Origin of the sequence: Thermogemmatispora sp. (assembly GCF_042408735.1) — a bacterium.
Classification (GTDB): Bacteria; Chloroflexota; Ktedonobacteria; order Ktedonobacterales; family Ktedonobacteraceae; genus Thermogemmatispora.
Genome location: NZ_JBHOQV010000176.1, coordinates 1 through 24,595, shown reverse-complemented (window position 1 = coordinate 24,595; position 24,595 = coordinate 1). Strand labels below are relative to the sequence as shown.

Genomic DNA, 24,595 nt, shown 5'->3' with positions numbered 1-24,595 from the left:
GCCAAGCCAGGGCCCAGCTGGAAAGAACAATCCAACAAGAAGGCCCTCGCCTGGCCAAGGGGTGTAGAGCCTGCAGGCCCACTCTGCTCCAGAGTGCCTCCAGCAAAGTCCCCATTCGATGGCTGCTATCCCTTAAGCTGGCTTTTACATCCCCTTAACATCTCAGTAAAGCTGAGATAATCTCGTGGCGGCATACTGAAAGCGTCTAAAGCAAGTAGGCAGAGTACGATCAACACCAGCGTGCGGCGCCCAGCAGCAGGCCGGAAGAGGCCCAGACGCGCGCTCTGGTGCTCTCCAATGCACGAGGAAGTGAAAACCCTTGCAGCGTCAAACTGGTGGATTCCTCACCTGTGGTCACTGCGGTACCCCGAACGCGCCCAGCGAGCAATTCTGCGTCAACTGCGGTTACACGCTGGCTGGACCTCCGACCGGTGTCTATGCGGCCGTGATCTCCTCGCCGCCGAGCACCGGCGGCAGTCGGCGGATCACCGGTGCCCTTAGTCCTGGCGTCCTGCTCAGCGGACGCTACCGCATCGTGGCTCTCGTTGGCAAAGGCGGTTTTGGAGCCGTCTACAAGGCGCTAGATTTGCGCTTCTCTGCCCGGCGTCAGGTGGCCATCAAAGAAATGGGCGACGCCCTGCTCAGCCCCAGCGAAAAGGCGCGCGCCCTGGCAGACTTCCGGCAAGAGGCCGATCTGCTGGTCCAGCTTCAGCATCCTAATCTCCCCAACGTCAGCGACTTCTTCGAAGAGGCTGGAAAAGCCTATCTGGTCATGGAGTTTATCGAAGGCAAAACCCTGGCGAAAGTCCTGGAAGAAGAGGGGGGCCCCCTTGACGAAGCGACCGTCATGGGCTGGGGCTTGCAGCTATGTGCTGTCCTGCACTACCTCCACACGCGCCCCCAGGTCATCATCTTCCGCGACATGAAGCCTGCCAACGTCATGTTGACGCCGGACGGCCAGCTCAAACTCATCGACTTTGGCATCGCGCGCATTTTTAAAAGCCAGGTCACGCGCGACACAACCCTGCTTGGTTCCCAGGGCTATGCTCCTCTGGAACAGTACGGGCGCGGCCAGAGCGACGCTCGCTCTGACATCTATGCGCTGGGAGCCACCCTCTACGAACTGCTGACCGGCGAATTACCCCTTGATGCCCCGACGAGGCGCGTCAATCCCAGCCTCTTTCAGACCCCGCGCACCCTTAACCCGCGCATCTCTGCGGCCAGCGAGGTCATCATCCTGACAGCTATGGCGGAGGAACCATCCCAGCGTTATCAGTCTGCCGCCGCCATGTACATGGCCATCCTGGCTGCCGGCTTCACCTCCGGAGGCCTGCCCGGAAGCTCTCTCCCCGGTTTGACAGCCGCAACTGCCGCTGGACGGACGGAGGCATCGGCCCCCATCCTGCCGCCTGCGGCCAGCCTGTCGACGCCGGTGACCGCGCCACCAGCAGGACCTGGCCAGAGACCCCAATCCCCAGTTCCTGCACAGGGAGGAAGACGCATATCTCGTCGCCGGTTACTCGCCATAGGCGCGGTCGGCCTTGTGGCCGGCGTTGGCGTGTTCAGTATACCCTTCTTCTTCGCCCGCCGGACCGGCAGCGAAACGACTGGCGCGGGAGAAGAGATCACTCTCAGCTTTGTCTACAGCAGTGAGAAAGAAAGCTGGCTGAGGGCCGCCATTGCAGCCTTTAACCAGCGCGGCCTGACCATCGGGGGCAGACGCATCAGCCTGCCACAGCCTGAAGAACGCGGCTCCCTGGACGCCCGCAACCGCATTCTCAGTGGTCAGCTCCGCCCCATCGCCTGGAGCCCAGCCAGTACCCTGGAGTTAAACCAGCTCGCCGATGCCTGGAAAGCCGCTCACGGTGGCAAAGAGATCCTCGCCTCCTCAGCGGAGCTATCTCCGCGCTCGCTCGTCTTCAGCCCTCTGGTTTTCGCCGTCTGGGAAGAGCGTGCGCAGTTCCTCTTAAAGCGCTACCACAGCATCGACTGGTCAGTCATTCACAGCGCTGTCCTGCTCAAAAACGGCTGGCAGGACCTGGGGGCCTCCGCCTCCTGGGGGCTGGTCAAGCTGGCTCAGACGCGCCCCGACCAGTCGAATAGTGGCCTGCTCAGCATCACCCTGCTGGCCTATGCCTACTTCCGTCAGCAGCGTGGCCTGACCAGAGAGCAGGTGCGCGATCAGGGATTCATGCGCTACCTCGGCGACATTGAGGGAGCGGTCACCCAATTCGGACGCAGCAGCGGCACTTACCTTGAACGCGAAGTTATCCTCAAAGGACCTTCCTCTTACGATATCGCCTTCACCTATGAGAACCTGGTCCTGACCTATCAGAAGGAAGCCCGCCAGCGCCAGAACATGGCCCTGCTACCCTTCTACCCGGCCCTCAACCTGCTAAGCGATCATCCTTTTGCCATCCTGGACGCCGAGTGGGTCACTCCCGAGCAACAGGAAGCAGCGCGCCTCTTTCGCGACTTCCTCCTGGAAGATGAGCAGCAGCGCGAGGCCCTCAAAAGCGGCTTCCGGCCTACCAGTGCTCGGGTCAGCATTCACGAGCGCCTCGCCGGCAATCCTTTTCCTGATCTGGAGCGCAGCCTGAACATAGCACCCCAGCTTGGTCCGCAGGCCCAGCCGCCCTCTGGCGACGTGACGGATGCCTTGCTGCAGGTCTGGCTGAGTGCCTACGGCAGCAGTGCCACGGCTACCAGCTGATCTTCTGAAACCAGGTTACGCTCGAGAAAGATCCAGCGCCTCTGTTATACAACAACTTCTGGTGGTGCAACTTATCGCGCATTTGGCACGAAAGGATAATTGAAGGCTATGGAAAGAGACGGTCGCGGTCTGAACCGGCGGAGGCGGAGAGCGCTATGGATTGGTCTCTTCTGTCTGGTCTGTGTCCTCTTGCTACTCTTCACGCTCCTGATGAGCTGTGTGGGTTCGTGGGGGGCCACTGCTCAGTTGACGCCTACGCCGGCCCCCTATGCGGTGCGCTGTCAGCACCACTCGAGCGATCCAGTGACCCTGGCCCTCTACTACGGCTCCGAGAAGCAAGCCTGGATGCAAGATGTCATCGCTGACTTTAACAACCATCATTATGCTGCCTGCGATGGGGCCATCACCGTCAAAGCCGTTCCCATTGGCTCGGGGACTTCCCTGCAGCAGATCCTCGATGGCAGCCTCAGACCCGATGTCTGGAGTCCCGCCGGCAGCGTCTGGCTTAACCTTCTCAATGCGCGCTGGCACCAGAAGACGGGGCACGACCTTATCGACATGGGAGCCAGCGCCACGCCCTCGCTGGTCAGCAGTCCTGTAGTCATTGCCATGTGGAAACCGCTGGCTGAGGCGCTCGGCTGGCCGCAGCGCTCCATCGGCTGGAGCGACATCGCGCGACTGAGCAAAGACCCACGGGGATGGGCCGCCTATGGGCACCCTGAAGCTGGCAGCTTCAAGTTTGGTCACACCCATCCGGCCTATTCGAATTCTGGGCTTGATGCCATTATCGCTATGAGCTACGCCGCTCTGAGCAAGCAGCGCGGGTTGACTGAGGCGGATATCAGCGACCCTCGCGTGCGTAGCCTTATTGCTGATGTTGAGAGGTCGGTCATTCACTACGGTGAGAGTACCGGCTTCTTCGCCGACGAGATGTTCAACAAAGGACCAGGCTTTCTTAGCGCGGCGGTCATGTACGAGAACCTGGTTGTTGAGGCCAACGACGGCCACAGCTATCCTCATCTGCCCTTGCCCGTGGTAGCCATCTATCCCAAAGAGGGCACCTTCTACAGCGACCACCCTTATGCCATCCTTCAAGGCAGTTGGCTCACGCCAGCTAAAGAAAGTGCTGCTGAGGTCCTGCGTGCCTTCCTCCTGGCTCCACAGCAGCAAGTCAAGGCTCTACGCTACGGCTTTCGTCCCGCCTTACCCTCGGTGCCCGTGAGCGCTCCCCTTGATCAGGCCCATGGCGTTGATCCACAGCAGCCTCGAACCGTCCTGCAGGTCCCCTCGGTTGACGTCGTAGGAGCCATCGAAAGCACCTGGCAGGCCCAGAAACGGCGCGTCGCTGCCATGCTTATTCTGGACATCTCTGGCAGTATGAACGACAGCCTGAACGGTGTCAGCAAGATTGATGCTGCGCGCCAGGGTCTCAGCGATTTTGTCCGCCTTATGAGCGACAATGACCAGCTTGGACTTACCGTCTTCAGCGATCAAGCCGGCGTCATCAGTCCTCTGTCGCCGGTTGGTCCCAAGCGTCAGCAGACCCTTCAGCAGATCGGAGCCATTACAGCGAGCGGAGGTACCCGTCTTTTTGATACGATTGCCCAGCAGGTCCAGGACCTTGGCAGCTTTGTTACCGAAGACATCAAGGCTGTTGTGGTCCTGACTGACGGGCAGGATAATCGCAGTCAGCTCTCATTAGAGGCCCTGCTCCAGCGCATTACGCCGCGCGGAGAAGATGCTGGCAGGGGGATCAGGGTCTTCACCATCGCCTATGGCACAGATGCCGACGTCAAGGCCCTCACATCTATCGCGACAGCCACCGGAGCCCAGGAATATGCCGGAACCCCCCAGAACATTCGCGCCGTCTACAATCAGATCAGCCTCTTCTTCTGAAGGCCCCCCATGCAATGCGGCCAGAGAGGCAGACGGCCTGCTACCGAAAAGAGGAGAGGAGCGTCTCCCATCTTGCCCGCGGTCTCCGCTGCCGCGGCCTATGGGAAGCGCTCCTCATCAGAGAGGACGCCGCTATCTGGGAGAACTGGTAATAGAAGCTTCGATAAGGCGATCCCTCTGGAGATGCGGGGTGAGCGGGGAGATAGGACAGGCGTCGCAGGTGGCGGGCCTCTTTTCCTGGTGTGAGGGCTTTCCCCATTGACCTTCCACAGCAGAGGCCATTTTCTCCCCCAGGCAGAGAGAGCAGTGGCCATCGCATCGGCCAGGCTGGTGGAAGGTTCCCTTTCCCTGTCTGGTCCAGCGCTAAGCTCGGATTGGAGAAGAAGCGAGATCTAGCGCCATCGTTCCCGCTTGACCAGGATATTTGTGCTTGGCGCCCTCCTGCGCTACAATACAGAGCACGAGGAAGCCACCACCGGAGAGCTGCAGAAGCGGAGGAGAAAGAGGCGTGCGAACCAACCGGGACAGCTTTGAGCAAAGCGGCTCTGCGCCGGGAGGCATGGAGCTGCCCATTCTCATCAATCGCTGGATCGTCGCCTTCAATGCCCACGACGTCGACGAGCTAGTTGCCCTCTATGACGGCGGCGCCGAACTCTTTGATACCGGCATGCGCCATGCGCGCCGGGGTCATCAGGAGATTGCGCGCTGGTTCAGCCAGCGCTTCGCCAGTATGCCGACCATTCAATATACACCCACGCGCCGCTTTTTCAGCGATGGGCAGGCGGTCGTCTGCTGGATTGCCTCCGGCAAAACGCCGCGACTCCTGGGTCAGTCCTGGCTCTCCCGTCCCTTTCAAGTCGATGGTGTCAGCGTCTTCCTGGTCAGGAGCGGCCTCATCCTGCGGCAGAGCGACTACTACGATTACTTTTCCATCGTTGAGCAGGTTTTTCCGCCTCTGCGCTGGCTTCCCTTCAGGCTCTGACTGAGACCACGGGCGAGGGAGCCAACCAGGGTGGAGGAACGAACAGGCTGCTCTGCAACCCTCCCCAGGGCAGGCCGAACAATTGGGCCGGCAGCCCCACTAGCATCAACCGTTCTACTCTGGCTGGCAGGCGTGGCCTGGCACTGCCATCGTCTGCCAGCCAGACCAGCGCAGCGGGCTGCCCCGCAGCGGTCTGGCCCGTCCAGCCAGCAAGCCAACCAGCCAGGCTCTTGATGCTCACTTCCCTCTCCGAACAGCAGGCTATCGGTGGCCCTCCTTTTGCTCTCCCGCTCTCTATTGCCCCCTCCCTGCACTCGCTCTCTAGCTGAGTTCTAGCCTGGCCTGGCCTGACCTGACCTGCCAGCATTGCAGCGACCACCCACCTGGATGGCCCCGAGCTTTCCCCCGAGAGCTTTCTTCCCGGCCCTCCCTGCTGTAACAGGTTCCTATCTGCCGGCTCCGATGCCTGGCGAGCCAGGCTGCCCGGGCCATCTCCGGGTGGCAGCGAACCACCTGCCACTGCCCTCTCTTGCTGAGGCTGCATCAAAGTCTCTATTTTACATATTATTAACACTTTGCCATTTAGATCATTGATATCTATTCAATGAAATGCTATACTCTAATTGCACCTCCTTGAAGAGTCGGAAGGAAGGCGACTCGCTCAGGGGGGACCTCCCTGTCAGACGTGCCATCTGACAGGCCAGCAAGCAACATCGGACACCAACCGACGAGGACAGGAAAGCAAGCGGCGGCACTGCTTCATCTTTGGGAGCCTGCAATGGCTGGAGAAGGGTGACCACGTTTGCCCTCTAGCGGCTCTGTCTGCCTGTCTGTCTGTGCTGGAGAGAGGCCGGTTCTCCCGATTCACCCTTTGGAGAGCGGCGCCTGTTGCGCGTTCCAGCGAGTGAGGGCAGGCGAGCCGTAGCTATCCTGTCTCTTCCAGACCAGGTGACCATGCCAACCAGCGGACCTGCAGCGATATAAGGAGGAACCTATGCAGCATCGCATCTGGTCCACACGCAAGGAGGGGCGACCCTCCCCACTGATCGAGATCAGCTGTCTGCTCCTCATCCTCATCAACCTGATCCTGCCGGCGGCCAGGCCTGGCAGGGCTGCCGCGGCGGCCGGTGAAGGAAACGCGACCTGCCATCTCAAGAGTGGCATCGAGCACGTCATCTACATTCAATTTGACAACGTGCATCTCATGAGGGACAACCCTAACGTCCCCTCTGACCTTGAGCAGATGCCGCATCTTCTCAACTTCATCGAGAGCAACGGCGTCATGCTCTCCAATAACCATACGCCGCTCATTGCCCATACCGGGACCAACATCCTCACCTCACTCACTGGCGTCTACCCCGATCGTCACGGAGTAGCGGTCAGCAATAGCTATCGCTATTTCAACCCTGACGGTACCAGCAATCCGGCCTCGGCCTTTGCCTACTGGACCGATCCCATCTATGACCCGACCAATCCGACGCCGACCGACACGACCTACAACATGCTCAATGAGCTGGGAGCCAACGCCCCAGCTCCCTGGGTGCCCTACACGCGAGCCGGGTGCAACGTTGGAGGAGTTGGGGCGGCCAACATAGTCTTGGAGAACACAGGGACCGATATCCCCACCGTCTTCGGGGCCGACTCACCGGAAGCTCGTGAAGTTAAAGCCGATCCGGGCCAGGCCTACGCCGATTTCGTTGGCATCAGCATTCACTGTGCCCTCAACAGTCCGCTCTGCTCTGCCGAACGTGGTGGCAAGCCGGATCGTCTGCCCGATGAGCCTGGGGGCTACGAAGGCTACCAGGCCCTCTTCGGTCACAAATACGTTGTTCCCCAGATCAGCCCTGACGGGCCGCTGACCGATCTCGACGGACATATCATTCAGGATCCCCAGGGGCACATTGGCTTCCCTGGCTTCGATGGGATGGAAGCCAGTGTCAGCCTGGCCTACGTCGCCGCCATGCAAGAGCACGGGGTCCCAGTCACCTATGCCTACATTGCCGACGCCCACGACAGGCATCCCGGAGGACCAGCCTTCGGTCCTGGCCAGGCTGGCTATGTCGCCGCCCTGCGTTCCTACGATCAGGCTTTTGCCCGCTTCTTCCAGCGGCTGGAGCAAGATGGTATCACGCCGGCCAACACCCTTTTCGTGATCACTGCCGATGAGGGGGACCACTTTGTCGGCGGGCCGCCAACCCCTGCGGACTGCGATGGGGTCAACGTTCCCTGTGACTACAGCCTCATTGGCGAGATCAACGTTAACATGACGGGTCTGCTGGCCACCCAGCAGGGCATCACCACCCCCTTTCAGCTCCACGCCGATTCCGCGCCGGCCATCTATATCACCGGCAACCCCGCGCGCACCGATCCGGTGACGCGGGCCTTTGAGCGAGCGACCGGCAAACTCACTGTTGTCAATCCTATTACCGGCAAGAGCGAGCAACTGACGCAGTACATGGCCGATCCCGTCGAAATGAAGCTCTTGCATATGGTCACCGCTGACCCGGCCCGTACTCCCACCTTTGTCTGGTTCGCCAACCCCGACTACTACATCTATGCCGGGCCGGCCAACTGCAACGCGCCATGCGTGCGCGTTGTCCCCACCTATGCCTGGAACCACGGAGACGTTGCTCCCGACATCAACCGAACCTGGCTGGGACTGGTCGGACCTGGCGTGCGCCATCTAGGTCGCAACGACAGCCTCTGGGCTGATCACGCTGACATTCGTCCTACCATGATGGAGCTGCTGGGCCTCAAAGACGACTATCGACATGATGGGCGCGTGCTGATCGAGGTCCTGGACAACAGCGCTCTGCCGCCGGCGGTGCGACGCAGCCGCGGCTTCCTGCTCCAGCTTGGTCAACTGCTCAAGCGGATCAACGCCCCTGTGGGGGACCTCGCCCTGAGCACGCTGCGCATCTCCACTCTCGCCCTAGAGAGCGGCGGCCCCAACAACGACAGTGCCTATACCCGCATGACTTCTCAGATCCAGCTCTTGACTGCGCAGCGCAATTCGCTGGCCGATGAGCTGCTCACGCTGCTGGAAGGGGCCGAGTTTGGAGGCAACGGACAGCAAGCCGCGGCGAAGCTGACCCCATCTCGCACTGCTGTCCTGCTCGCCAAAGGAAACAACCTCCTCCAGCGCGCTCACAGTCTGACAGCCAGGCGCTCGCGTTAGCGCTCTCTGCCGGTTCTCTAGTCGCAATCAGTTGTCTGATGCGGTGGATCGTCAGCTAGCCGGCAACCGGTGACAGAGAACCGGCGGACGGGCAGGTCCTGGGGGCTTGGGGACCCAGCTCCAGATTCGGTCAGGGACGGGAGAGCAGACCTGAGCGTCAGCGAGCGAGGGGGCCAAAGCTGCTCTTCACCGCCAGCTCTGGGGAGTTAGCCAGCGGGCCGGGTCGGGACCACTGCCCGGCCATTGCGGGCGGTAGATGCACGACCAGGCCGAAGCTGGCTGCGCTCTCCTGGTTCAGACGATTCAGGGCCGTCACATAGTAGGTATAGACCGTCCCTCCGCTGTAGGCTAAGTGGTCGACGAAGGTCTGCCAGGCGGTCGCCTGGCGGTGAGGCTGGGTTGCCAACAAGGCAGGAGGAATCTTGAGGGCGCACGGGTCCGGAAGGGCCCGACCGTCCAGGCGATAGATGGCGTAAGAGGACGGCGCGGCCCCAGCGTCGGAGCCAGCCTGCCAGCGCAGCATCAAGGTCCATACGCCTGTCCCTTGGGGCTGCAGTTGCGCCTGCAAAGCCCTTGGGGCCGGCGGCGGACCACCTTCCCCCAGCCAGGGCATCGGCGGGATCAAGGCGGGATGGCGATAAAGCGCGCTGTGCAGCCAGGAAGCGAAGCCCAGAGGGTTGGCCAGGAGTGAACCCAGGCGGAAAAAGATCTCCCCCTTGACAGCCGCCAGGCCCAGATCGAAGCGCAAGTGGCGCGGCATCTCCTCGGCATCCTTCCAGGCGCCGGCGCTTCCGATCTTATAGGCGGCCTGACCGATGTAGAGGTGGACGCGCTGGCCCTGGACCTCATGGACCCACCAGCGCACCAACGTCGCGTAATCGGCGCGGCGAAAGCCGATTGGCCAGTAGAGCTGCGGAGCGATGTAATCCAGCCAGCGATGTCTGATCCAGGTGCGTGTATCGGCGTAAAGCGAATCGTAGCTTGTCACTGCCGCCTCGGTGGCGGATCCCGATGGATCGCTGTGGCGATTGCGCCAGACCCCGAAAGGACTCACGCCGAATTTGACCGAGGGGCGCAGGCGGTGGATCTCCTGGGACAGGCTGGCGATCAGCTCATTCACGTTAGCGCGTCGCCAATCGGCGATCGAGCGATAGCGGCCGGCGCCATACTGGCGGTAGGTCTGCATGTCGGGGAAAGGCAGCTTCCCTACCGGATATGGGTAGAAATAATCGTCCAGGTGAATCCCGTCGACATCGTAGCGCCGCAGCAGCTCCTCAACAGTAGCCGTCAGCAGCCGGCGCACAGCTGGCAGGCCCGGGTTCAGATAGAGAGCTCCGGCGTAGCGTACCACCCAGGCGGGATGCTGGCGAGCGGGATTGCTCGGAGCCAACGCCGCGAGATCGTCGTGAAAGCTCAGGCGGAACGGATTCAGCCAGGCATGGAACTCCAGATTGCGCCGATGGGCCTCACTCAGCAGAAAGCCCAGCGGATCGTAACCAGGATTTCGCCCCTGGACGCCGCTCAAGTAGGCCGACCAGGGAGCGTAGCGCGAGGGATAGAAGGCGTCCCCCATCGGGCGCACCTGAACGAAGACCGCATTGAAGCCCAGCTTCCTTGCCTGGTCGAGCAAGCGCCGTCCCTCTGCCTGCTGAACGGCGGCAGGCAGGCCCGGGCGCGAGGGCCAGTCGAGATTGGCCACCGTGGCGATCCAGACCCCGCGGAGCTGCCGACGGGGAGCACCGCCAGTCGGTGAAGGGGGAAAACATGAGCGCCCGCCGAGGACAGGCCAGCGCTGGCTTGCTGCATCGAAGCGCATGCCGTGCTGGAGCAGGGCCGACGCGAGACCTGCCGCCCCCAGCGCTGGCGTCGACGGCGGCAAGACCGCCAGCCAGACAAGTATCGGCATGACCCAACAGAGGTACCCAGAGATTCCAGAGCCACTACCACGTTTGCCCATCTAGATCTTCTCCCCTGCCACACCGGCATTGATGTAGCCAATAGTGACGATATGCAGGGGTATTGTAGCGCACTCTTTCGGTTCTGTAAAATCAATTTCTTCGATATGATATAGAGATGGTTGTAGATAACCTTCGCTGGCGGCAGAAGTGGAAGAGCGGTAGAGAAAGAAGAGCAACGGCGATGTGAAGAAAGCAGAAGCCAGGGCGGCACCAGGGAGGTGGAGTAATTGGGGCCTCCCTGGTGCCGCCCTGGGCAAGAGGGCTGGCTGGTCGATAAATAAAAGAAGCTCCATCGGTGAGGAGAAGCCAGGGAGCGGGGGCAGAGACTAGAGCAAGGCTTCCACCTCGGCGCGGGTAGGCAAGGAAGGCAGAGCGCCCTTGCGTGTCACCGTGATCGCTCCTGCGGCGTTGGCCCAGCGGAGGGCCTCCTCGAGGGGGGCACCCATTGAGAGGCGGGCTGCCAGTGCTCCGCAGAAAGCGTCGCCGGCGCCGGTAGGATCGACCTGGGGCACATTGAAAGCGCGTTGCCAGCGATGGAAAGGTGGAGCGCCGTTCTCGCCATGAGTACACCACGTTGCGCCCAGCGCGCCCAACGTGATAATCACGTGTTCGGGGCCGCGCTCGAGCAGGCGTTCGGCGGCTGCTTTGGCCGTCATGGCGGTATCGACTGTCAGGCCGGCCAGTAAGCTGGCCTCAACCGCATTCACCACCAAAATATCCAGCAACCTGAACAGCTCGGCGGGGAGCGTCTCCTGAGGGATTGGCGCGGCATTGAGAATCGTCACGAAGCCGGCCTCTCGGGCCTTGAACAGGGCGGTGACGATCGTCTCGACGGGTGTCTCGCACTGGGTCAAAAAAACGCCGGGTCCTGCCATCTCTGAGTCCTGCTCTGAGCTGAGCAGCTCCTCCATTGCGCGGCGCACCGTCTCTGCTGACAGGGTCAGGTTGGCGCGTGGCAGAGCGATAATCGCGTTCTGGCCGATCTCTGTCGCCACCGTCACGCAGCCCACGCCTGTTCCGGTCGACGCATCGCGGCTGACATAGGTGCAGTCGACACCCTCGGCGGCCAGCGCGGGGAAGAAGGCATCGCCGAAGGAATCCTGGCCCACATTGCCGATCAGGCTGGTCTGGGCGCCGAGGCGAGCGGCGGTCACCGCTTGATTGAAGCCTTTGCCGCCGATGAAGATGCCAAACTCCTCGCCGATCAAGGATTCCCCGGGGAAGGGGAAACGAGGCGCACGGGCCACCAGGTCGGTCATCAGGCTGCCGAGAACAATGACTCTACCCATAAGAGGACCCCCTCAACAGAAACTTCGCGGCGGAGTCCCCTGCCTTTAGGCATGGGGAGGAGCCGCGACAACATTTGTCCTTGCCTGTCCGTACACCCATCCGTCACCCCGTTGCAACACCCTGCAATGTTTGTGGTGCACTCCCTGGACAGCCCGCACTCCTTTTACAAACAAATCGAACATCCCGCTCGCACGCACCGCTACCCGGCCTTTCCATACTCCCGCGTATTTCCCCTTTGGTACGTCGGCCAACGCCAGGTCCCCTGTCTGAAAACTATAGTGACTCTTCTTCCGCGACAAATGGCGATCCGGAAAACCATGCGTGTTCGTTCGGCAAAGCTGCCGACTCCCTCGCCCTTTTACCTCCCAGACCTGCACGTGCGCCGGATGATCCCTGAATGCCTCTGGGGCACTCTCCCCCACGCACGCTGCGTCCCAATAGGCTTCCTTCGGGACCCTTGCCCGCTCCCGGTTATACGTCGTCCGACCCCCACTCCCCACTTCCACCGGCAGGCCCAGGGACAGAAGCCGGTGGTACAGCGCCCACCGGGTTGCATTCACGGCCGCGGCGTCTCTCAGCGGTCGCTTCAGTTGCCCCAGTGCCGCCGGCAGATTCGACGCCTGGATCTTGTCCAGTTTCCGGCGGGATCTCCTGAGAGCCTTCAGCCACTCCCCGGGGTGCAAATCCCCCTTGTCCAGGTTGCACGTCCGGCAGGCAATCGCCAGGTTCGACACCCGGTCGGTCCCTCCTCGGGATCGAGGAACCGCGTGCTCCACTGCCAGCACCAGGTCACCCGATTCACCCCCGCAGTACGCACACCGGTGGCCGAATTTCTGGAGCAGGTACTCCTTGACCTCGTAGCCAGACAAATTCCCATGCTGGTACTCGACACCCGAAATCTCCGGGTTCTCCAGCTTCTGCGTGTCGAACCGTACCAACTCCATCGCAATCACTCCCACTGGCACCCGGATCTGCTGGAGAGCGTTCATCACCTGCTCCACCCGCGCCCGAAGCGACGGAGGCAGCCATGTGTTGCGGTTCCCGTTATCCTTCGGCCGTTCTCCGCGCTTGCGGCAGAACCGGCTACCGTGTTTCGCATTCTTCCCGCACCCGGCGCACTTCTCCGAGCGCCGGTTCAGGAAACGGGGCTGCCGGTACCGCGTCTTGCGGTTCCGCCGGCCGTGCCGGAGCACCCGACGTTTCGCCAGTCGATCCTTGATGTCTGTCCGATGATGGATCTCCCCCAGGAACATCACTCCATTGCCCCAGAGCACGGCCACGCCCGTGACCTTTGACCCCGGGTCCAGTTTGACCTGCATCGGCTGAACTTCGGATTCCCCCACCCAACCATTCCCGGCGTCGGGGGCCCCCGGCTTTAGCCGTGGGAAGGAGACGCCGGGGTCATCCCATGCTGTACGCATACCCGTCACCCCGCTGCAAAAGCTTCCAGTATTTCGGGTGCACGTCGAACCCGTGGAGCCTGAAAATCGGCCGATGCCGGCTAGCAAGGCGTCCAACGTGCGTACCCGCATCCTTCCCGCGCGGGATATGAGCCCGCACAAGGTCCCCCGTTCGGAACCCCATGTACGACTTTGCGGCAGGCGTGTGCCGAATGGGAAACCCTGTACTTGTCCGTCCCGCACCGTTGCCGCTTCCCGTGCCCCTTCGCCTCGACCCGCAAAATCCGCATATCCGGGTCAAGTCGCACACACTCTCCCGATTCCCCGCACCAGCCGCGTCGATCCAGTGTTTCTTCGGGTACCCCTGTTCGGTCCGATTGCGCTTCGTCCGGCCGCCCGATCCCAACTCGACGCCATTGTCCTTCGGACTCCGGCGCTGGGGCTGGTCATAGGGGTCGGCCTGCGCTGAAGGCTCTCAGGCACCTTCAGGCACCTTCAAGCCCCACGGCTAAGGCCGTGGGGTCTATGACTCCCTTTGGCCGCTTGTCGAGCTACCTGTCGGTCGAAAGATATCTCTATTATAGGGTACAACAAGAAGAAGAGATATGACTACTCCCCAGGCCAGAAGGCAGGGGGCTTGCTGGCTGCACTGCGATACATGCTGTCTCTGTCGCCTGATGGCAAAGCTAGGCTTCATCGGCATGGGCAGCGACAAGAGAACGATCGTCCTCGATACGCCCGTCGCGCATCGTGATCAGGCGTTGAGCCCGGCGAGCGACCTCCGGTGCGTGCGAGACCCAGACAAAGGTCAGCCCCTGCTCGCGGTTCAGGGAGAGCATCAGGTCGAGAATCTCCTGACTGGCCTCGCTGTCCAAGGCTCCGGTCGGTTCATCGGCCCAGACGATAGCTGGACGAGTGGCCAGAGCGCGGGCAATAGCCACTCGCTGGCATTGCCCGCCGCTCATCTCCGCCGGGCGGTGACGCGCCCAGCGGCTCAGCCCGACCTGCTCAATGCTGTCCAAGGCTCGTTGGCGCGCTTCGCGGGGAGGCACCCCACTCACCAGCAGGGGCAATTCAATGTTCTCCACGGCTGTCAGGACTGGCAATAAATTGTAGTTCTGAAAGATAAAGCCCATAGCGCGGGCGCGGAAGGTTGTCAGCTCGTTATCGGTGAGTTCTTGAATATTCTGGCCGGCTATGCGGATTGTGCCAGAGGTTGCCCGATCCAGGCCGCTGAGGCAGTTAAGCAGGGTGGTCTTACCGCAGCCGCTGGGCCCCATGATAGCCACAACCTCGCCGCGCCGGATTTGGAGGCTGACCCCGCGCAGGGCTTGAACCTTAAGCTCTCCCTCCCCGTAGTCCTTGCGCACGTCGACGGCCTCGACGATCAACTCCTGTTGTCGTGGTAAGCTGGGGATGGCTCTGCTGGACATGCTCCTTTCCCTTCTTGTCTGAAGACGGCTCCCGCTCTTGCCGATCGGATCGCTTGAGGAGTGCGCAGCACCCTCCCTCTGTCAGTGTAGCGCGGGCCAGCCGCAAGCGCAAGGTGAGGCGAAGATGCTTGACTGGTCTACCAACCAGGCCAGGCCCCTGGTTCGGAGCGGCTGGCCTGGCTGCTCAACCGGCGGCAAGGCCGCTCCCGTCGCGTCCGTACTCTCTTGCTTTCTTCCCTCTGGCGGCTGGTCCGCTAAGGGCGAGAAGGCTCTTCGCTGGAAGCGCTCTGACTGGTAGCCTCGCGGGAGGCTGGCACCGAAGATGGAGGGGGTGCTGCCGCTGAGGCTGGACGCAGGGCGCTCTCTGGCAAGGCTCCCAGCGGCGGAGCCTCTCTCTCCAGCTCGGGAACGGTTTCCTGGCCAGGTGTAGCTTGCGAAGCGCCCTGGACGTCGACAGATGGGGGAGCTGTTGCTGTGGTAGGCTCGGGGTTGAAGGGCGCTACGACTGTCGATCCATCGGAGACAGGCATGGCGGACCCGGATGGTGCCGGCTGAACGTAGCTCGCAGGAGGAGCGCCTCCCAGGCTCGCGTTGGGCGCTGGCCCCGGAGGGGCGACCATCGGCGAAGGGTAGGCGATTGGTCCGCTGGCCGGATAGCCAGCCGGGCCTGGAAAGGCTGATGGATAGGACGGGTAGGCCGCCGGTGAAGGGGCGGTGCCGCCGGACGGACTCATGGGCAGAGGGCCGGAGTCCGCCACCGGTAGCTGGCCCTCTTCTTGCCCCTCGCCATGAAGGCGATCCAGCTCCTGCTGTAGTTCTTTGATGTGTTGCTCCAGCGTGGCCAGATTCTGACAGAGGGGCAGTAGCTCGCTTTGGCTGAGTTGCCCGTTGAAATACAGCTCCATGACTTTGTCGGAGAGCGTCCGATGCTCCTGGCTGGCCTTGTAGCTCAGATCATTCAGTATTAGCTGAAGGTGCTGAATACGGGCCAGACGCGCTGCCTGCTGGGCCGCCTTCTCTAAGCCATGTTGAATGCTTTCTAGAATGCTCATCGGCTGCTCCTTTTGCTGCTATCATGCGATAGGTCCGCTCAAGTATGCCATCACCAGCTCCCATTATAGCAGAGGGCCGGCCGGGAGTCGAGTCGCCTGCGGCGGTGGCCAGTTTGACAGGGTGGCGTTCATATGGTATACTGAGGCGTCCATTATGTGGATAGAATTCCACTATGTGGAAAGGAGGCGCTGAAGCGATGCCGTCGGAGGAGGCGCGCGGGACGCGCGTGGGGGTTTTAGACAAGGCGATGGCCATTTTAGGGGCCTTCCCGCGGGGGGAAAGCGCCCTCCTGCCCCAGGAGATTGCCGAGCGGACCGGGCTGCCGCTGCCAACTGTCTACCGTCTGGCCCAGGCCCTGGCCGAGCACGGACTGCTGATGAAGGAAGGCTCGCGCTTTCGTTTAGGGCTGACCCTGCTGCGTCTCGGCTTGCTTGTGGCTGAGAGCATTGACGTACGCAGGCAGGCCCTGCCGCATCTCACCTGGCTGAACGGCCAGACGGGAGAGAACGCGGAGCTGCATATTCGTCAGCACGAGACGCGGGTCGTCATCGAAGTCGTGCGCAGTCCCCACAATTTGCGCCCCTTTGCCGACATCGGAGCCCCGCTGCCGCTGCATCGGGGGGCTGCTGGCAAGGTCTTGCTGGCCTGGCTGCCGGGCGAAGAGCGCCTGGCTCTGGCGCGGGCCAGTCACGAGCGCTTTGATGGCCAGCTTGCCGCCAGGGGGCTGAGCTGGGACGAGGGAGCCTTTCTGGGGGAGCTAGAGAGGGTACGGCGCCAGGGATGGGCCTACAGCGAGGGGGAGCGGGTCGTGGGGGTGGCCGGCCTGGCCGCACCCATCTTTGATAGTGGGGGCCAGGTAGCGGCGGCTCTCACGCTCGTCGCGCCAGCCGCCCGACTTGGGCCGGAGCAGCGGGAGCGAGCTATTCCCCTGGTCTGTGAGGCCGCGCGCCGTGCTTCCTACGACATGGGCTATGCTGTTAGGGCTGCCAGCGCCGAGGGAGTGCAGCGGCAGGGGCAAGAACAGCGCCACCGGCGCCACAACGGTGTCGGCGCTGAGCCGCCGCGCACGCCGTGAGTGAGTGAGTGAGTGAAGGTGTCTGTGAAACCAGCTACTCCCTTGGGGAGTGCTGCCATTGGGAAGGAAGGAGGTCACCAACCATGACGCTCGTTGAAGAGCTAGCGAACTTTGTGGTCCGCAGTAGCTATGAGGATCTCTCGGACGAGGCGCGCCGTGAGCTAAAGATTCGGGTGCTCGACTCGCTGGGGTGTGCCATTGGGGCCCTGGAGGGGCGACCTCTGGCTATTTTACGCGAACAGATCAAGGACTTTGGGGGCAATCCGCTCTCGACCTTGATTGGCGGAGGACGCACGGCTCCGGACCGAGCGGCGTTCTATAACTCCGCCCTGGTGCGCTATCTCGACTACAACGATACCTTTATTGCCAAGGGGGAAAGCTGCCATCCCAGCGATAATCTAGGGGCGGTCCTGGCGGCCAGCGAGTATGCTGATCGCAGCGGTAAGGATCTCCTGACGGCTCTGGCTGTGGCCTATCAGGTGCAATGCCGCCTGTCGGAGGTGGCCCCCGTGCGGGCCAGGGGCTTCGACCATACGGTCGAGGGAACCTATGCCGTGGCGGCCGGCGTCTCACGCGCCCTGGGCCTCGATGCTCAGCGCACGGCTAACGCTATTGCCATCAGCGGAACCGCCTACAATGCCTTGCGCGTCACTCGTACCGGCAGCATCTCCCACTGGAAGGGCCTGGCTTACCCGGCGGTGGCTCATGCGGGCACCCATGCTACTTTTCTGGCGATGCGCGGCCTGACCGGGCCGGCTGAGGTCTTCGAGGGCAACAAGGGGTTCATGGAGAGCATCGCCGGACGCTTTACCCTCGACTGGTCTTCTGAGAATCTGGAGATTGTCCGGCGAACCAGTATTAAGAAGTACAACGCTGAGTTCCATTCTCAGCCGACTCTGGAAGGCATTCTACAATTGCGAGAGCAGTATAAGCTGCAGCCCGAGCAGATTGAGCGCATCGAGATCGATACCTTCGATGTGGCCTATCATATCATCGGCGGCGGAGAGGAGGGCGACAAGCGCATTGTACGTACCAAGGAGGAGGCCGATCATAGTCTCCACTACATGGTGGCTGTAGCCCTGCTCGATGGCAAGGTGACCCCCGAGCAGTACCGCCCGGAGCGTATCGCGGCCAGTGATGTGCAGACCCTGCTGCGCAAAGTCGAGGTGCGGCCTGCCGACGACTTGAGTGCCCGCTTTCCTGCCGAGATGCCCTGTCGCATCCGAATCCTGTTGACCGATGGGCGGCGCTACGATCTGGAGATTGCCGACTATCCGGGCTTCTATAGCCGCCCCTTGAGCTGGGAGCAGGCTCTCGAGAAGTTCGAGAGCCTGGCGGCTCCCTACACCGACGGCGAGCTGCGGCGCGCGATCGCTGAGACTGTTCAGCATCTGGACGAGGTGCCAGTGCGCCAGCTTACTGCTTTGCTGGCCCAGGTACGTCTGCCGGCTGCCGGCGGGCCAGCCCTCTAGTGCCGAAGCGGCCCGGGTCGAGGTGGTTGTGACGGTGGGCAGACAGACAGTCAGGTAGGCCAGCGACAGAAGCCGCGGTCAGAGCGCAAGGCCTCTTCCGGCGCTCTCTCCGCTGGCCTGCCTGCTGTCCTTCCCCCGCGCCGCGCCTGGCCGCTCCTACAGATGGCGCGATGCGCGCGCGGTCCCTCGGCAGCTAACCCCAGGTGTTGTAGTAAGTAAGAGAACGAAAGCAAGAGGCCAGAGTAGAGTAAGGAGGGAAGACAATGGCAGAGCGTGGCTTTACCTTCCTGCGTACCAATGAGCGGCAGAGCAAGCCGCGAACGCGCGGTATCACCGAGATTCGTGGTCCCTACTATACGGCGATGGGGAAGCGCTACCTCGAAGATGTCCTGGAGACGATGGGCGAGTACGTCGACTCGCTCAAGTACGCCGGCGGCTCCTTCACGCTGATGCCGCCCAGGGCTGTGCGCGAGTTAAACGAGACCGCCCACCGCTACAACGTGCTGGTCTCGACCGGCGGCTTTATCGAGTACGTCCTCACTCAGGGCGCTCAGGCGGTTGACCGCTATATTAAGGAGTGCCGCGATCTGGGGTTCGACATTATCGAGATCTCCAGCGGCTTCATTACGATCCCCATCGATGACTGGCTGCGCCTGGTGGAGAAGGTGCAGAAGGAGGGGCTGAAGGCCAAGCCCGAGGTGGGCATTCAGTTCGGTGCCGGAGGGGCGACGAGTGTTGAGGAGCTGGAAGCTGAGGGAACGCGCGATGTCGGCTGGGCCATTGCCCAGGCCAGACGCTTCCTGGAGGCCGGCGCCTACATGATTATGATCGAGTCCGAGGGGATCACTGAGAACGTCAAGACCTGGCGCACCGATGCTGTGGCCAGGATCATCGCCGAGCTGGGCCTGGAAAAGGTGATGTTCGAGGCCGCCGATCCCGAAGTCTTCACCTGGTACATCAAGAACTATGGTCCCGAGGTCAATCTCTTTGTCGATCATAGCCAGATCGTCCAGCTCGAGTGCTTGCGATCGGGCATTTGGGGCACGAAGAGCGTCTGGGGCCGGATCCTCACCTACAAGGGGACTGGCTCCTGAGGCCGGGCTGGCTGGCTTGTCAGCCAGCAGCGGAAGGAATACCTCATGTCGGATCGATCGGTCCTGGCTGTTCAGAGAAGGGGGGAGCTGAAGACTCGCTCTCCCCTCTGCCTGGGTTGCCCGCTCCCTTCGCCGATAAAGGGCCTGATCCCCTGGCCAGGCGGCGCGCTTCTCTCTCGAGCGTTCTGCGCACGGTTGCAAGGAATATCGGCCCGCCCCGCCACTGGGGCAGTGGATTGCCAAAGAGCAAGAGCAGCGCGGCGGCTGCCGATCAGGTGCTCCCGCCAGCCCTCACATCCTCACTCGGACGGGCCATTCCTGCCTCTGGCCACCGTCCGATCCACCGTCGCGTGCTCGGTGAATAGTGCTTCTGGGAGCGCCCAGGCGATGGCGCTGCTTGCTGGTTGGCCTGTTTCCGCGAGCAAGGTTGTTGGATCGCGTCAGATAGCGACCGCTGGCCAGCGAATCTCCCGCGTTCATAGATGAGGAGCCGCTCCCTCCTGGTCGCTTACGGGAAGAGCGCGAGCAGCTCGGCTGGCTGATGGACCAGGTAGGCGGGGTGCTCGGCCAGCAGGCTTTCTGGCGGAAAAATGCCACCCCAGAGAGCTGCAATGGCGGCCATGCCTGCAGCGCGGGCGGCGGCCATATCTCCAGGATGGTCGCCCACATAGGCCAGGGCCTCTGGTGGCGTCTCCGCCGCAATCAAGCCGGCGGCGATAAGCTTTTCATGGGCCTTCAGGAGTGGGGCGGGATGAGGCTTGCGCTCCCTGGTATCCTGGGAGGTCACCGTGACCGGCACCAGTGCCCTCAGTTCCAGGTGCAGCAGGTCGACCGAGAGGCGCTCTGGTCCTGTGTTGGTCACTACCGCTAAGGGATAGCCGCGCCGGCGCAGCTCCTCTAGAAGGGCGCGCACACCAGGGTAGAGGCGGGTCGAGCGGTAGCCTTCATGCGTATAGTACCAGAGGTAGGAGGCGGCTACCTCGGCGGCCTGTTGACCGGCGTAGCGGGCCGTGCTTTCGGCCAGGCGCAGCGGCGAAATCTCGCGGAATTCTTCCATGTTGCGCGGGAAGACGCGCCCTGTGTGTTGCTTATAGGCAAACTGCATGGCGGCCATCATACCCTGGGTTGAGTCAGCGATCGTTCCATCCCAGTCGAAAAGCACGGCCTGGAAAGGGCGGCTCGCCCCGGCCTCCCTGGTCATCGTCACGCGCCTGTCTCTCCTTCCTGGCTGTTCTTATTTGTCTTCCTGCCTGACGTTGCCGCACGCCCGGCAAGGCTTTCATCATTATCGGAGGCTATTATAGCGCATACCTGGCGGTCCCGGCAGGGCAGAGCCTGCCCCATCCGATTCCCCAGGCGACAAAAAAGAGCGACAGGCAAGACATTATTCCAGGGCATTACCGCTTTCGCCCTGAAGCCAGAGAAAAGAAAAGAGAGCCGAGCGGGCGACCTGGCAGGAGAGGAGGGCCGGACGGTCCTCCTCGTCGCCCGCTCCCTCCATCTTTAGCCTGGCCGGTTCGGTTCCTCACTCTGGGGACCGTCGAGGGACCATAGCCTCCGGACGAACTGGCAAGAAAAGCGGTAAGACCAGCGCCACCAGAGCGGCGCAGCCCAGGGCCAGGGCGCTGGCCGCTGGTTTCCCCAGCAGCCAGACCGCCGGCCAGCCGGCAAGCTCTGCGCCCGCCATCGCCAGACCGGAAAGCAAGAGCCAGGCGCGCCAGCCAGCCTGGCGCCAGCCGACGTGACCCAGACAGCCAAGCAAGCCACAGAGCAGCCCCACCAGCAGCCACAGACCCGTCAGTTCCAGAGCCGACAAAGGAATCATTGCTGCAAGCCTCCCTCTCTGTGCCTGGAGAAGGCACCTTACGAGCCGACGAGTGTAATCTTCCAGACAATGGTGGCCAGGCGGCTGCTATCGCCGAGCAACTGTAGCGGGCTGAGGCCACTCCGTACCTCGACGTGCTGGAAAATCCCGAATTCTGCCAGATCGTAGGGATGATGCAGGCGCTCAAGGGCGGCGGCGAACGCCAGCGTTTCCGTAAATGGAACATAAGCATCGCTGCGATCATGGAGCAAGAAAACAGGGGCAGCAATCGCGGCTACCACCCTCGCCGGAGAAAGTTGAGTCAGCAAGGCGCGCATCTGGGGAGAGAGGGCCGCCAGATTAGCCGCCACCCGCTGGGGCTGGTCGCCGGCGAGCAGATGGTAGGCGGCGCGCGTGCTGGGAGCAAGCTGACTCAGCTCCGCGGCTGTCAGCGGCCTGCCGTTCTGGGCAAAGGCCGCACGCAGAAGGGCCGCCTCGTGGGGCGGCAGAATGGTGCTCAGCGTATGGGCTAGGGCCTGAAGGGGCACGTAATAAGGCGTCCAGGACTGTTTCCGTCCATCGACCTCTAACTGATGGGTAGCAATGGCTGCCAGCAGCGTCGTTGCCTCAAAAAAGCCGCCGAAGGAAAGCACGAAGGCCACCTGGTGGCGGATGCGCGGATCGGCGGCCGCGAAGCAAGCGAGAGCGTTGCCGGCGCTGAAGCCAACCAGGCCGATGTGGGCAGGATCAACATCGGGGCGGCGAGCCAGCAGCTCGAAGACCTGTACTACCGCCGCGCTATCCTCACGACGCAGGACAAAGTCGAAGAGAGCCGGCGTGCCAACAATGGCCACCACCATGCCATCGCCCGCCAGCGAGCGCGCAAAGTTCACCAGTTGACTATCGGCGCGGTTATCACCCAGACCGGCGATCACCACCAGGGCCTGACGGCGTCCCGGAATCAAAGGCGCGGAGTTCTCTGGCGCATACAGGTCCAGGTAGATAGAGCCACTGACTGGAGAAGGGAGCGTCGTACGTCTAAACGAGATCGGCTCGCCAAAGAGCGTGAAGGCAGGTCCCTGAGAAACGCTCAGCAGTGCCGGCAGCAGCAGTCCGGTTCGCAAGCCGGCCCGTCCCCAGGGAGTCAGAGAAAGCCCCAGGCCGAGCAGGGTCAGCAGGGTCAGCGCGCCCTGAGCCAGGAAGGCCGCTCGACGATGGGCTGGTCGGGATCGTCGGGCAGAGTGAGCAGACGGCCCAGCTCCCTGGGCGACGCTCCCAGTCGGAGAAGAGGCTGCTTGAGTTGGCACACTGCCGGGAGGTGTGGGAGTAGAAGAGGCCTCAGATTGGAAGCAGACCGTCTCATCCGCCGGCGCCAGCGGCCCCGCCTGGCGCCTTGCCTTCGCGGAGAGAAACCAACCTGCTGACCGGATGAAAGCCAGTGGCGGTCGCCGCTGGCCAGAGGAGGGAGAAAAAAGAAGATGGCAACGGCCCACAAGCCGGAGTGGGAGCCAGGGCAGTAGGCGACAGCTAAGCGGCTGCGGGCGTAGTGGGAGCCTTACATACATAGCCGCCTCCCTCGGGGGCAGAAGCAGGAACAACAGCGTACTTCACTGTCCCAAACGAAAGAGGCAGCCCATCAGCAACGGCTCACAAGACTCCGATCGGGGAGCCAGAAGACCAAAGAATCAGAGGATGAGCAAATGGCAACGGAGCAAGAACGCAAAAGGGCAGCCACGCGTGCCGGGCCAGAGCCTTGCCGGAGGCAGCGACTGCCAGGCGCGGGCTGTCCCTCCAGGGAGGCAGCTGTGAGGAAGCCGCCTTCATTCCTTCGCAGACTTGGGACAAGTCCAGGTCTGATCTGATTGCCCTCAGTCGGCGGCGGCCTCCACCACCACGGGACCGCTAATCACCTCCTGCGACACGAGCACCACAGAGCTACCGAGGGTCCCCATCCAGGTAGAGGCCACCTCGTCGGCCTCGCGGAGCTGGCGCGGATCGGCAGAGAGGTTGATCGTCACGAGCTGATCCTCGCGGTTGAGGACATAGAAGCCCATGAAGCCGGGCAGGCGACGCACCAGAGGAACAAGATCCTCCTGAATGCGCTGAATCACCGTAATCACCTTGCCACTATCAACGCGATACTTACGAATCGTGCCTTGCATCGCAGTTATCTTCCTTTCACCAGGTCCAGCAGAAATGGAAGCGAGAGAAGAGAAAATAAGAACGGAAGCCATCCCTCGCCGCGCTGGGCGGACCGAGCGGCGAGAGCTGGCCTTCACATAGCGCAATGATCCCGCAAGCCCGGCCTTGCTACCTGGAGAAGAGCCGCCGCGCCGGAATAGCCATCAGACGTCGCTCCGCTGCAGAAACCGGAGGAGGTAGACGTCGAAGCTGGAAAGTCCGCGCACAGGAGCGGCCCCATGCCTTTGGCAGGACACTGGACCGGGCAACAGGAGCTTTCCAATGCCGGGACCTCGCGAGAGCCGCTTGACCTGCGGCGCAAGCCGAGGCAAAAAGCCCGCCTGGCCTGTACCGCCTCGCCCTCGCCAGACGGCTCCAAGGTGCGTCTCCCGCGTATCGGGCGGGGAATTCCAACTCCATCCTGGCGCTACAGCAGGTACCTGGGATACAGGCGCCTGCCTCTAGCCGCGCGCCCTGCTGCCGTCCGAGGTCCGCCAACCTCTTTCAGCGGTTGCGCGAGCGGGCTTAGCGGCGGACGCTGCCTCTGCCTCAGCAAGCCGTTGCAGACTTATTCGGTCCGACATACTCGATTAGTAGACATCCCGAGCGATTTGCATGCTAGCTTGCTCGTAAAGGCAGTATACAGCATCGAACCAAATACTGTCAAACATCCAGCTTCCCACCCGTCTTCCAGATTGCGAGCAACTCGATCTCGCTGGCAGCGAGACGAGACAGAGGGGCAGGTGGCGCCTGCCCATCAAGGAGCCAGGTTGCAGGGGGGCGAGTAAGGAACGCTCCGCTGCTGTAACTGGTCGCAGGGCTGCGTACAATATTTCAGGAGGAAGGCCAGGGGCATCGGGCGGGAGTAGCAAGCAAGCAGAGAAGAAGAGGACAAGAAGGGTTGGGGAGAGCTTTCCTACTCTTAGCTGAATAGTGGACGCTTCTATATGTGCTAATCCCGCTCCGGTGTGATATGCTTAATGGTGGCAAGCTGGTTAAGAATCGGCATTGTGTGGAGATAGGCATGGACCTGAGTGTTGATGGCAAGTCAGAGCGTATTCCATAC

Annotated in this window: 16 protein-coding genes; 7 read left to right on the top strand and 9 right to left on the bottom strand. The window is 62.2% G+C overall.

Annotation, left to right across the window (positions count from 1 at the left end; genetic code table 11):
- Nucleotides 1-319 precede the first annotated feature (319 nt).
- The 4 genes from ACFMO7_RS18940 to ACFMO7_RS18925 all read left to right on the top strand — a co-directional run bounded on the left by ACFMO7_RS18940 (nucleotide 320) and on the right by ACFMO7_RS18925 (nucleotide 8,769).
- Complete coding sequence (locus ACFMO7_RS18940) at nucleotides 320-2,713, top strand: protein kinase (protein ID WP_376797052.1); 2,394 nt, start codon at nucleotides 320-322, stop codon at nucleotides 2,711-2,713.
- A gap of 108 nt (nucleotides 2,714-2,821) precedes the next feature.
- Complete coding sequence (locus tag ACFMO7_RS18935) at nucleotides 2,822-4,609, top strand: extracellular solute-binding protein (protein WP_376797051.1); 1,788 nt, start codon at nucleotides 2,822-2,824, stop codon at nucleotides 4,607-4,609.
- 508 nt (nucleotides 4,610-5,117) lie between these two features.
- Nucleotides 5,118-5,591: a nuclear transport factor 2 family protein gene (locus ACFMO7_RS18930; protein WP_376797050.1), complete on the top strand. Its 474-nt coding sequence runs from the start codon at nucleotides 5,118-5,120 to the stop codon at nucleotides 5,589-5,591.
- Nucleotides 5,592-6,585: 994 nt separating this feature from the next.
- Nucleotides 6,586-8,769: an alkaline phosphatase family protein gene (locus tag ACFMO7_RS18925; RefSeq protein WP_376797049.1), complete on the top strand. Its 2,184-nt coding sequence runs from the start codon at nucleotides 6,586-6,588 to the stop codon at nucleotides 8,767-8,769.
- A gap of 157 nt (nucleotides 8,770-8,926) precedes the next feature.
- On the opposite strand, the gene ACFMO7_RS18920 is transcribed toward ACFMO7_RS18925, so the two are convergent.
- The 5 genes from ACFMO7_RS18920 to ACFMO7_RS18900 all read right to left on the bottom strand — a co-directional run bounded on the left by ACFMO7_RS18920 (nucleotide 8,927) and on the right by ACFMO7_RS18900 (nucleotide 15,902).
- Entirely contained in the window at nucleotides 8,927-10,675 is a 1,749-nt protein-coding gene (locus tag ACFMO7_RS18920) for a family 10 glycosylhydrolase (RefSeq protein WP_376797048.1), read from the bottom strand.
- A gap of 378 nt (nucleotides 10,676-11,053) precedes the next feature.
- Nucleotides 11,054-12,016 carry a ribokinase gene (locus ACFMO7_RS18915; protein WP_376797047.1) on the bottom strand — a complete coding sequence of 321 codons (963 nt, stop codon included), beginning with the start codon at nucleotides 12,014-12,016 and terminating at the stop codon, nucleotides 11,054-11,056.
- Between the two features lie 45 nt (nucleotides 12,017-12,061).
- The gene (gene iscB / locus ACFMO7_RS18910) at nucleotides 12,062-13,438 is read right to left on the bottom strand and encodes an RNA-guided endonuclease IscB (protein ID WP_376797046.1); all 1,377 of its coding nucleotides are present in this window, start codon (nucleotides 13,436-13,438) and stop codon (nucleotides 12,062-12,064) included.
- A 665-nt stretch (nucleotides 13,439-14,103) separates the two neighbouring features.
- Entirely contained in the window at nucleotides 14,104-14,850 is a 747-nt protein-coding gene (locus tag ACFMO7_RS18905) for an ABC transporter ATP-binding protein (protein ID WP_376797045.1), read from the bottom strand.
- Between the two features lie 254 nt (nucleotides 14,851-15,104).
- A complete protein-coding gene (locus ACFMO7_RS18900) occupies nucleotides 15,105-15,902 on the bottom strand; it encodes a hypothetical protein (protein ID WP_376797044.1) in 798 nt (265 codons plus the stop codon).
- Nucleotides 15,903-16,099: 197 nt separating this feature from the next.
- On the opposite strand from ACFMO7_RS18900, the gene ACFMO7_RS18895 reads away from it, so the two are divergent.
- The 3 genes from ACFMO7_RS18895 (at nucleotide 16,100) to ACFMO7_RS18885 (ending at nucleotide 19,544) form a co-directional block, all read left to right on the top strand.
- Nucleotides 16,100-16,978 (top strand): IclR family transcriptional regulator, encoded by an 879-nt coding sequence (locus tag ACFMO7_RS18895; RefSeq protein WP_376797043.1) that lies wholly within the window; start codon nucleotides 16,100-16,102, stop codon nucleotides 16,976-16,978.
- A gap of 83 nt (nucleotides 16,979-17,061) precedes the next feature.
- Nucleotides 17,062-18,450, top strand: a complete 1,389-nt coding sequence (locus ACFMO7_RS18890; protein WP_376797042.1) for an MmgE/PrpD family protein — start codon at nucleotides 17,062-17,064, stop codon at nucleotides 18,448-18,450.
- Between the two features lie 263 nt (nucleotides 18,451-18,713).
- Nucleotides 18,714-19,544, top strand: coding sequence for a phosphosulfolactate synthase (locus ACFMO7_RS18885; protein ID WP_376797041.1), 831 nt, complete (start codon nucleotides 18,714-18,716; stop codon nucleotides 19,542-19,544).
- Between the two features lie 508 nt (nucleotides 19,545-20,052).
- On the opposite strand, the gene ACFMO7_RS18880 is transcribed toward ACFMO7_RS18885, so the two are convergent.
- The 4 genes from ACFMO7_RS18880 to ACFMO7_RS18865 form a co-directional block, all read right to left on the bottom strand.
- Nucleotides 20,053-20,745 carry an HAD family hydrolase gene (locus ACFMO7_RS18880; protein WP_376797073.1) on the bottom strand — a complete coding sequence of 231 codons (693 nt, stop codon included), beginning with the start codon at nucleotides 20,743-20,745 and terminating at the stop codon, nucleotides 20,053-20,055.
- 324 nt (nucleotides 20,746-21,069) lie between these two features.
- On the bottom strand, nucleotides 21,070-21,369 hold the full coding sequence (locus ACFMO7_RS18875; protein ID WP_376797040.1) for a hypothetical protein: 300 nt from the start codon (nucleotides 21,367-21,369) through the stop codon (nucleotides 21,070-21,072).
- Between the two features lie 38 nt (nucleotides 21,370-21,407).
- Entirely contained in the window at nucleotides 21,408-22,655 is a 1,248-nt protein-coding gene (locus ACFMO7_RS18870) for an alpha/beta hydrolase family protein (RefSeq protein WP_376797039.1), read from the bottom strand.
- A 561-nt stretch (nucleotides 22,656-23,216) separates the two neighbouring features.
- Nucleotides 23,217-23,510 (bottom strand): hypothetical protein, encoded by a 294-nt coding sequence (locus tag ACFMO7_RS18865; RefSeq protein ID WP_376797038.1) that lies wholly within the window; start codon nucleotides 23,508-23,510, stop codon nucleotides 23,217-23,219.
- Nucleotides 23,511-24,595: the final 1,085 nt, after the last annotated feature.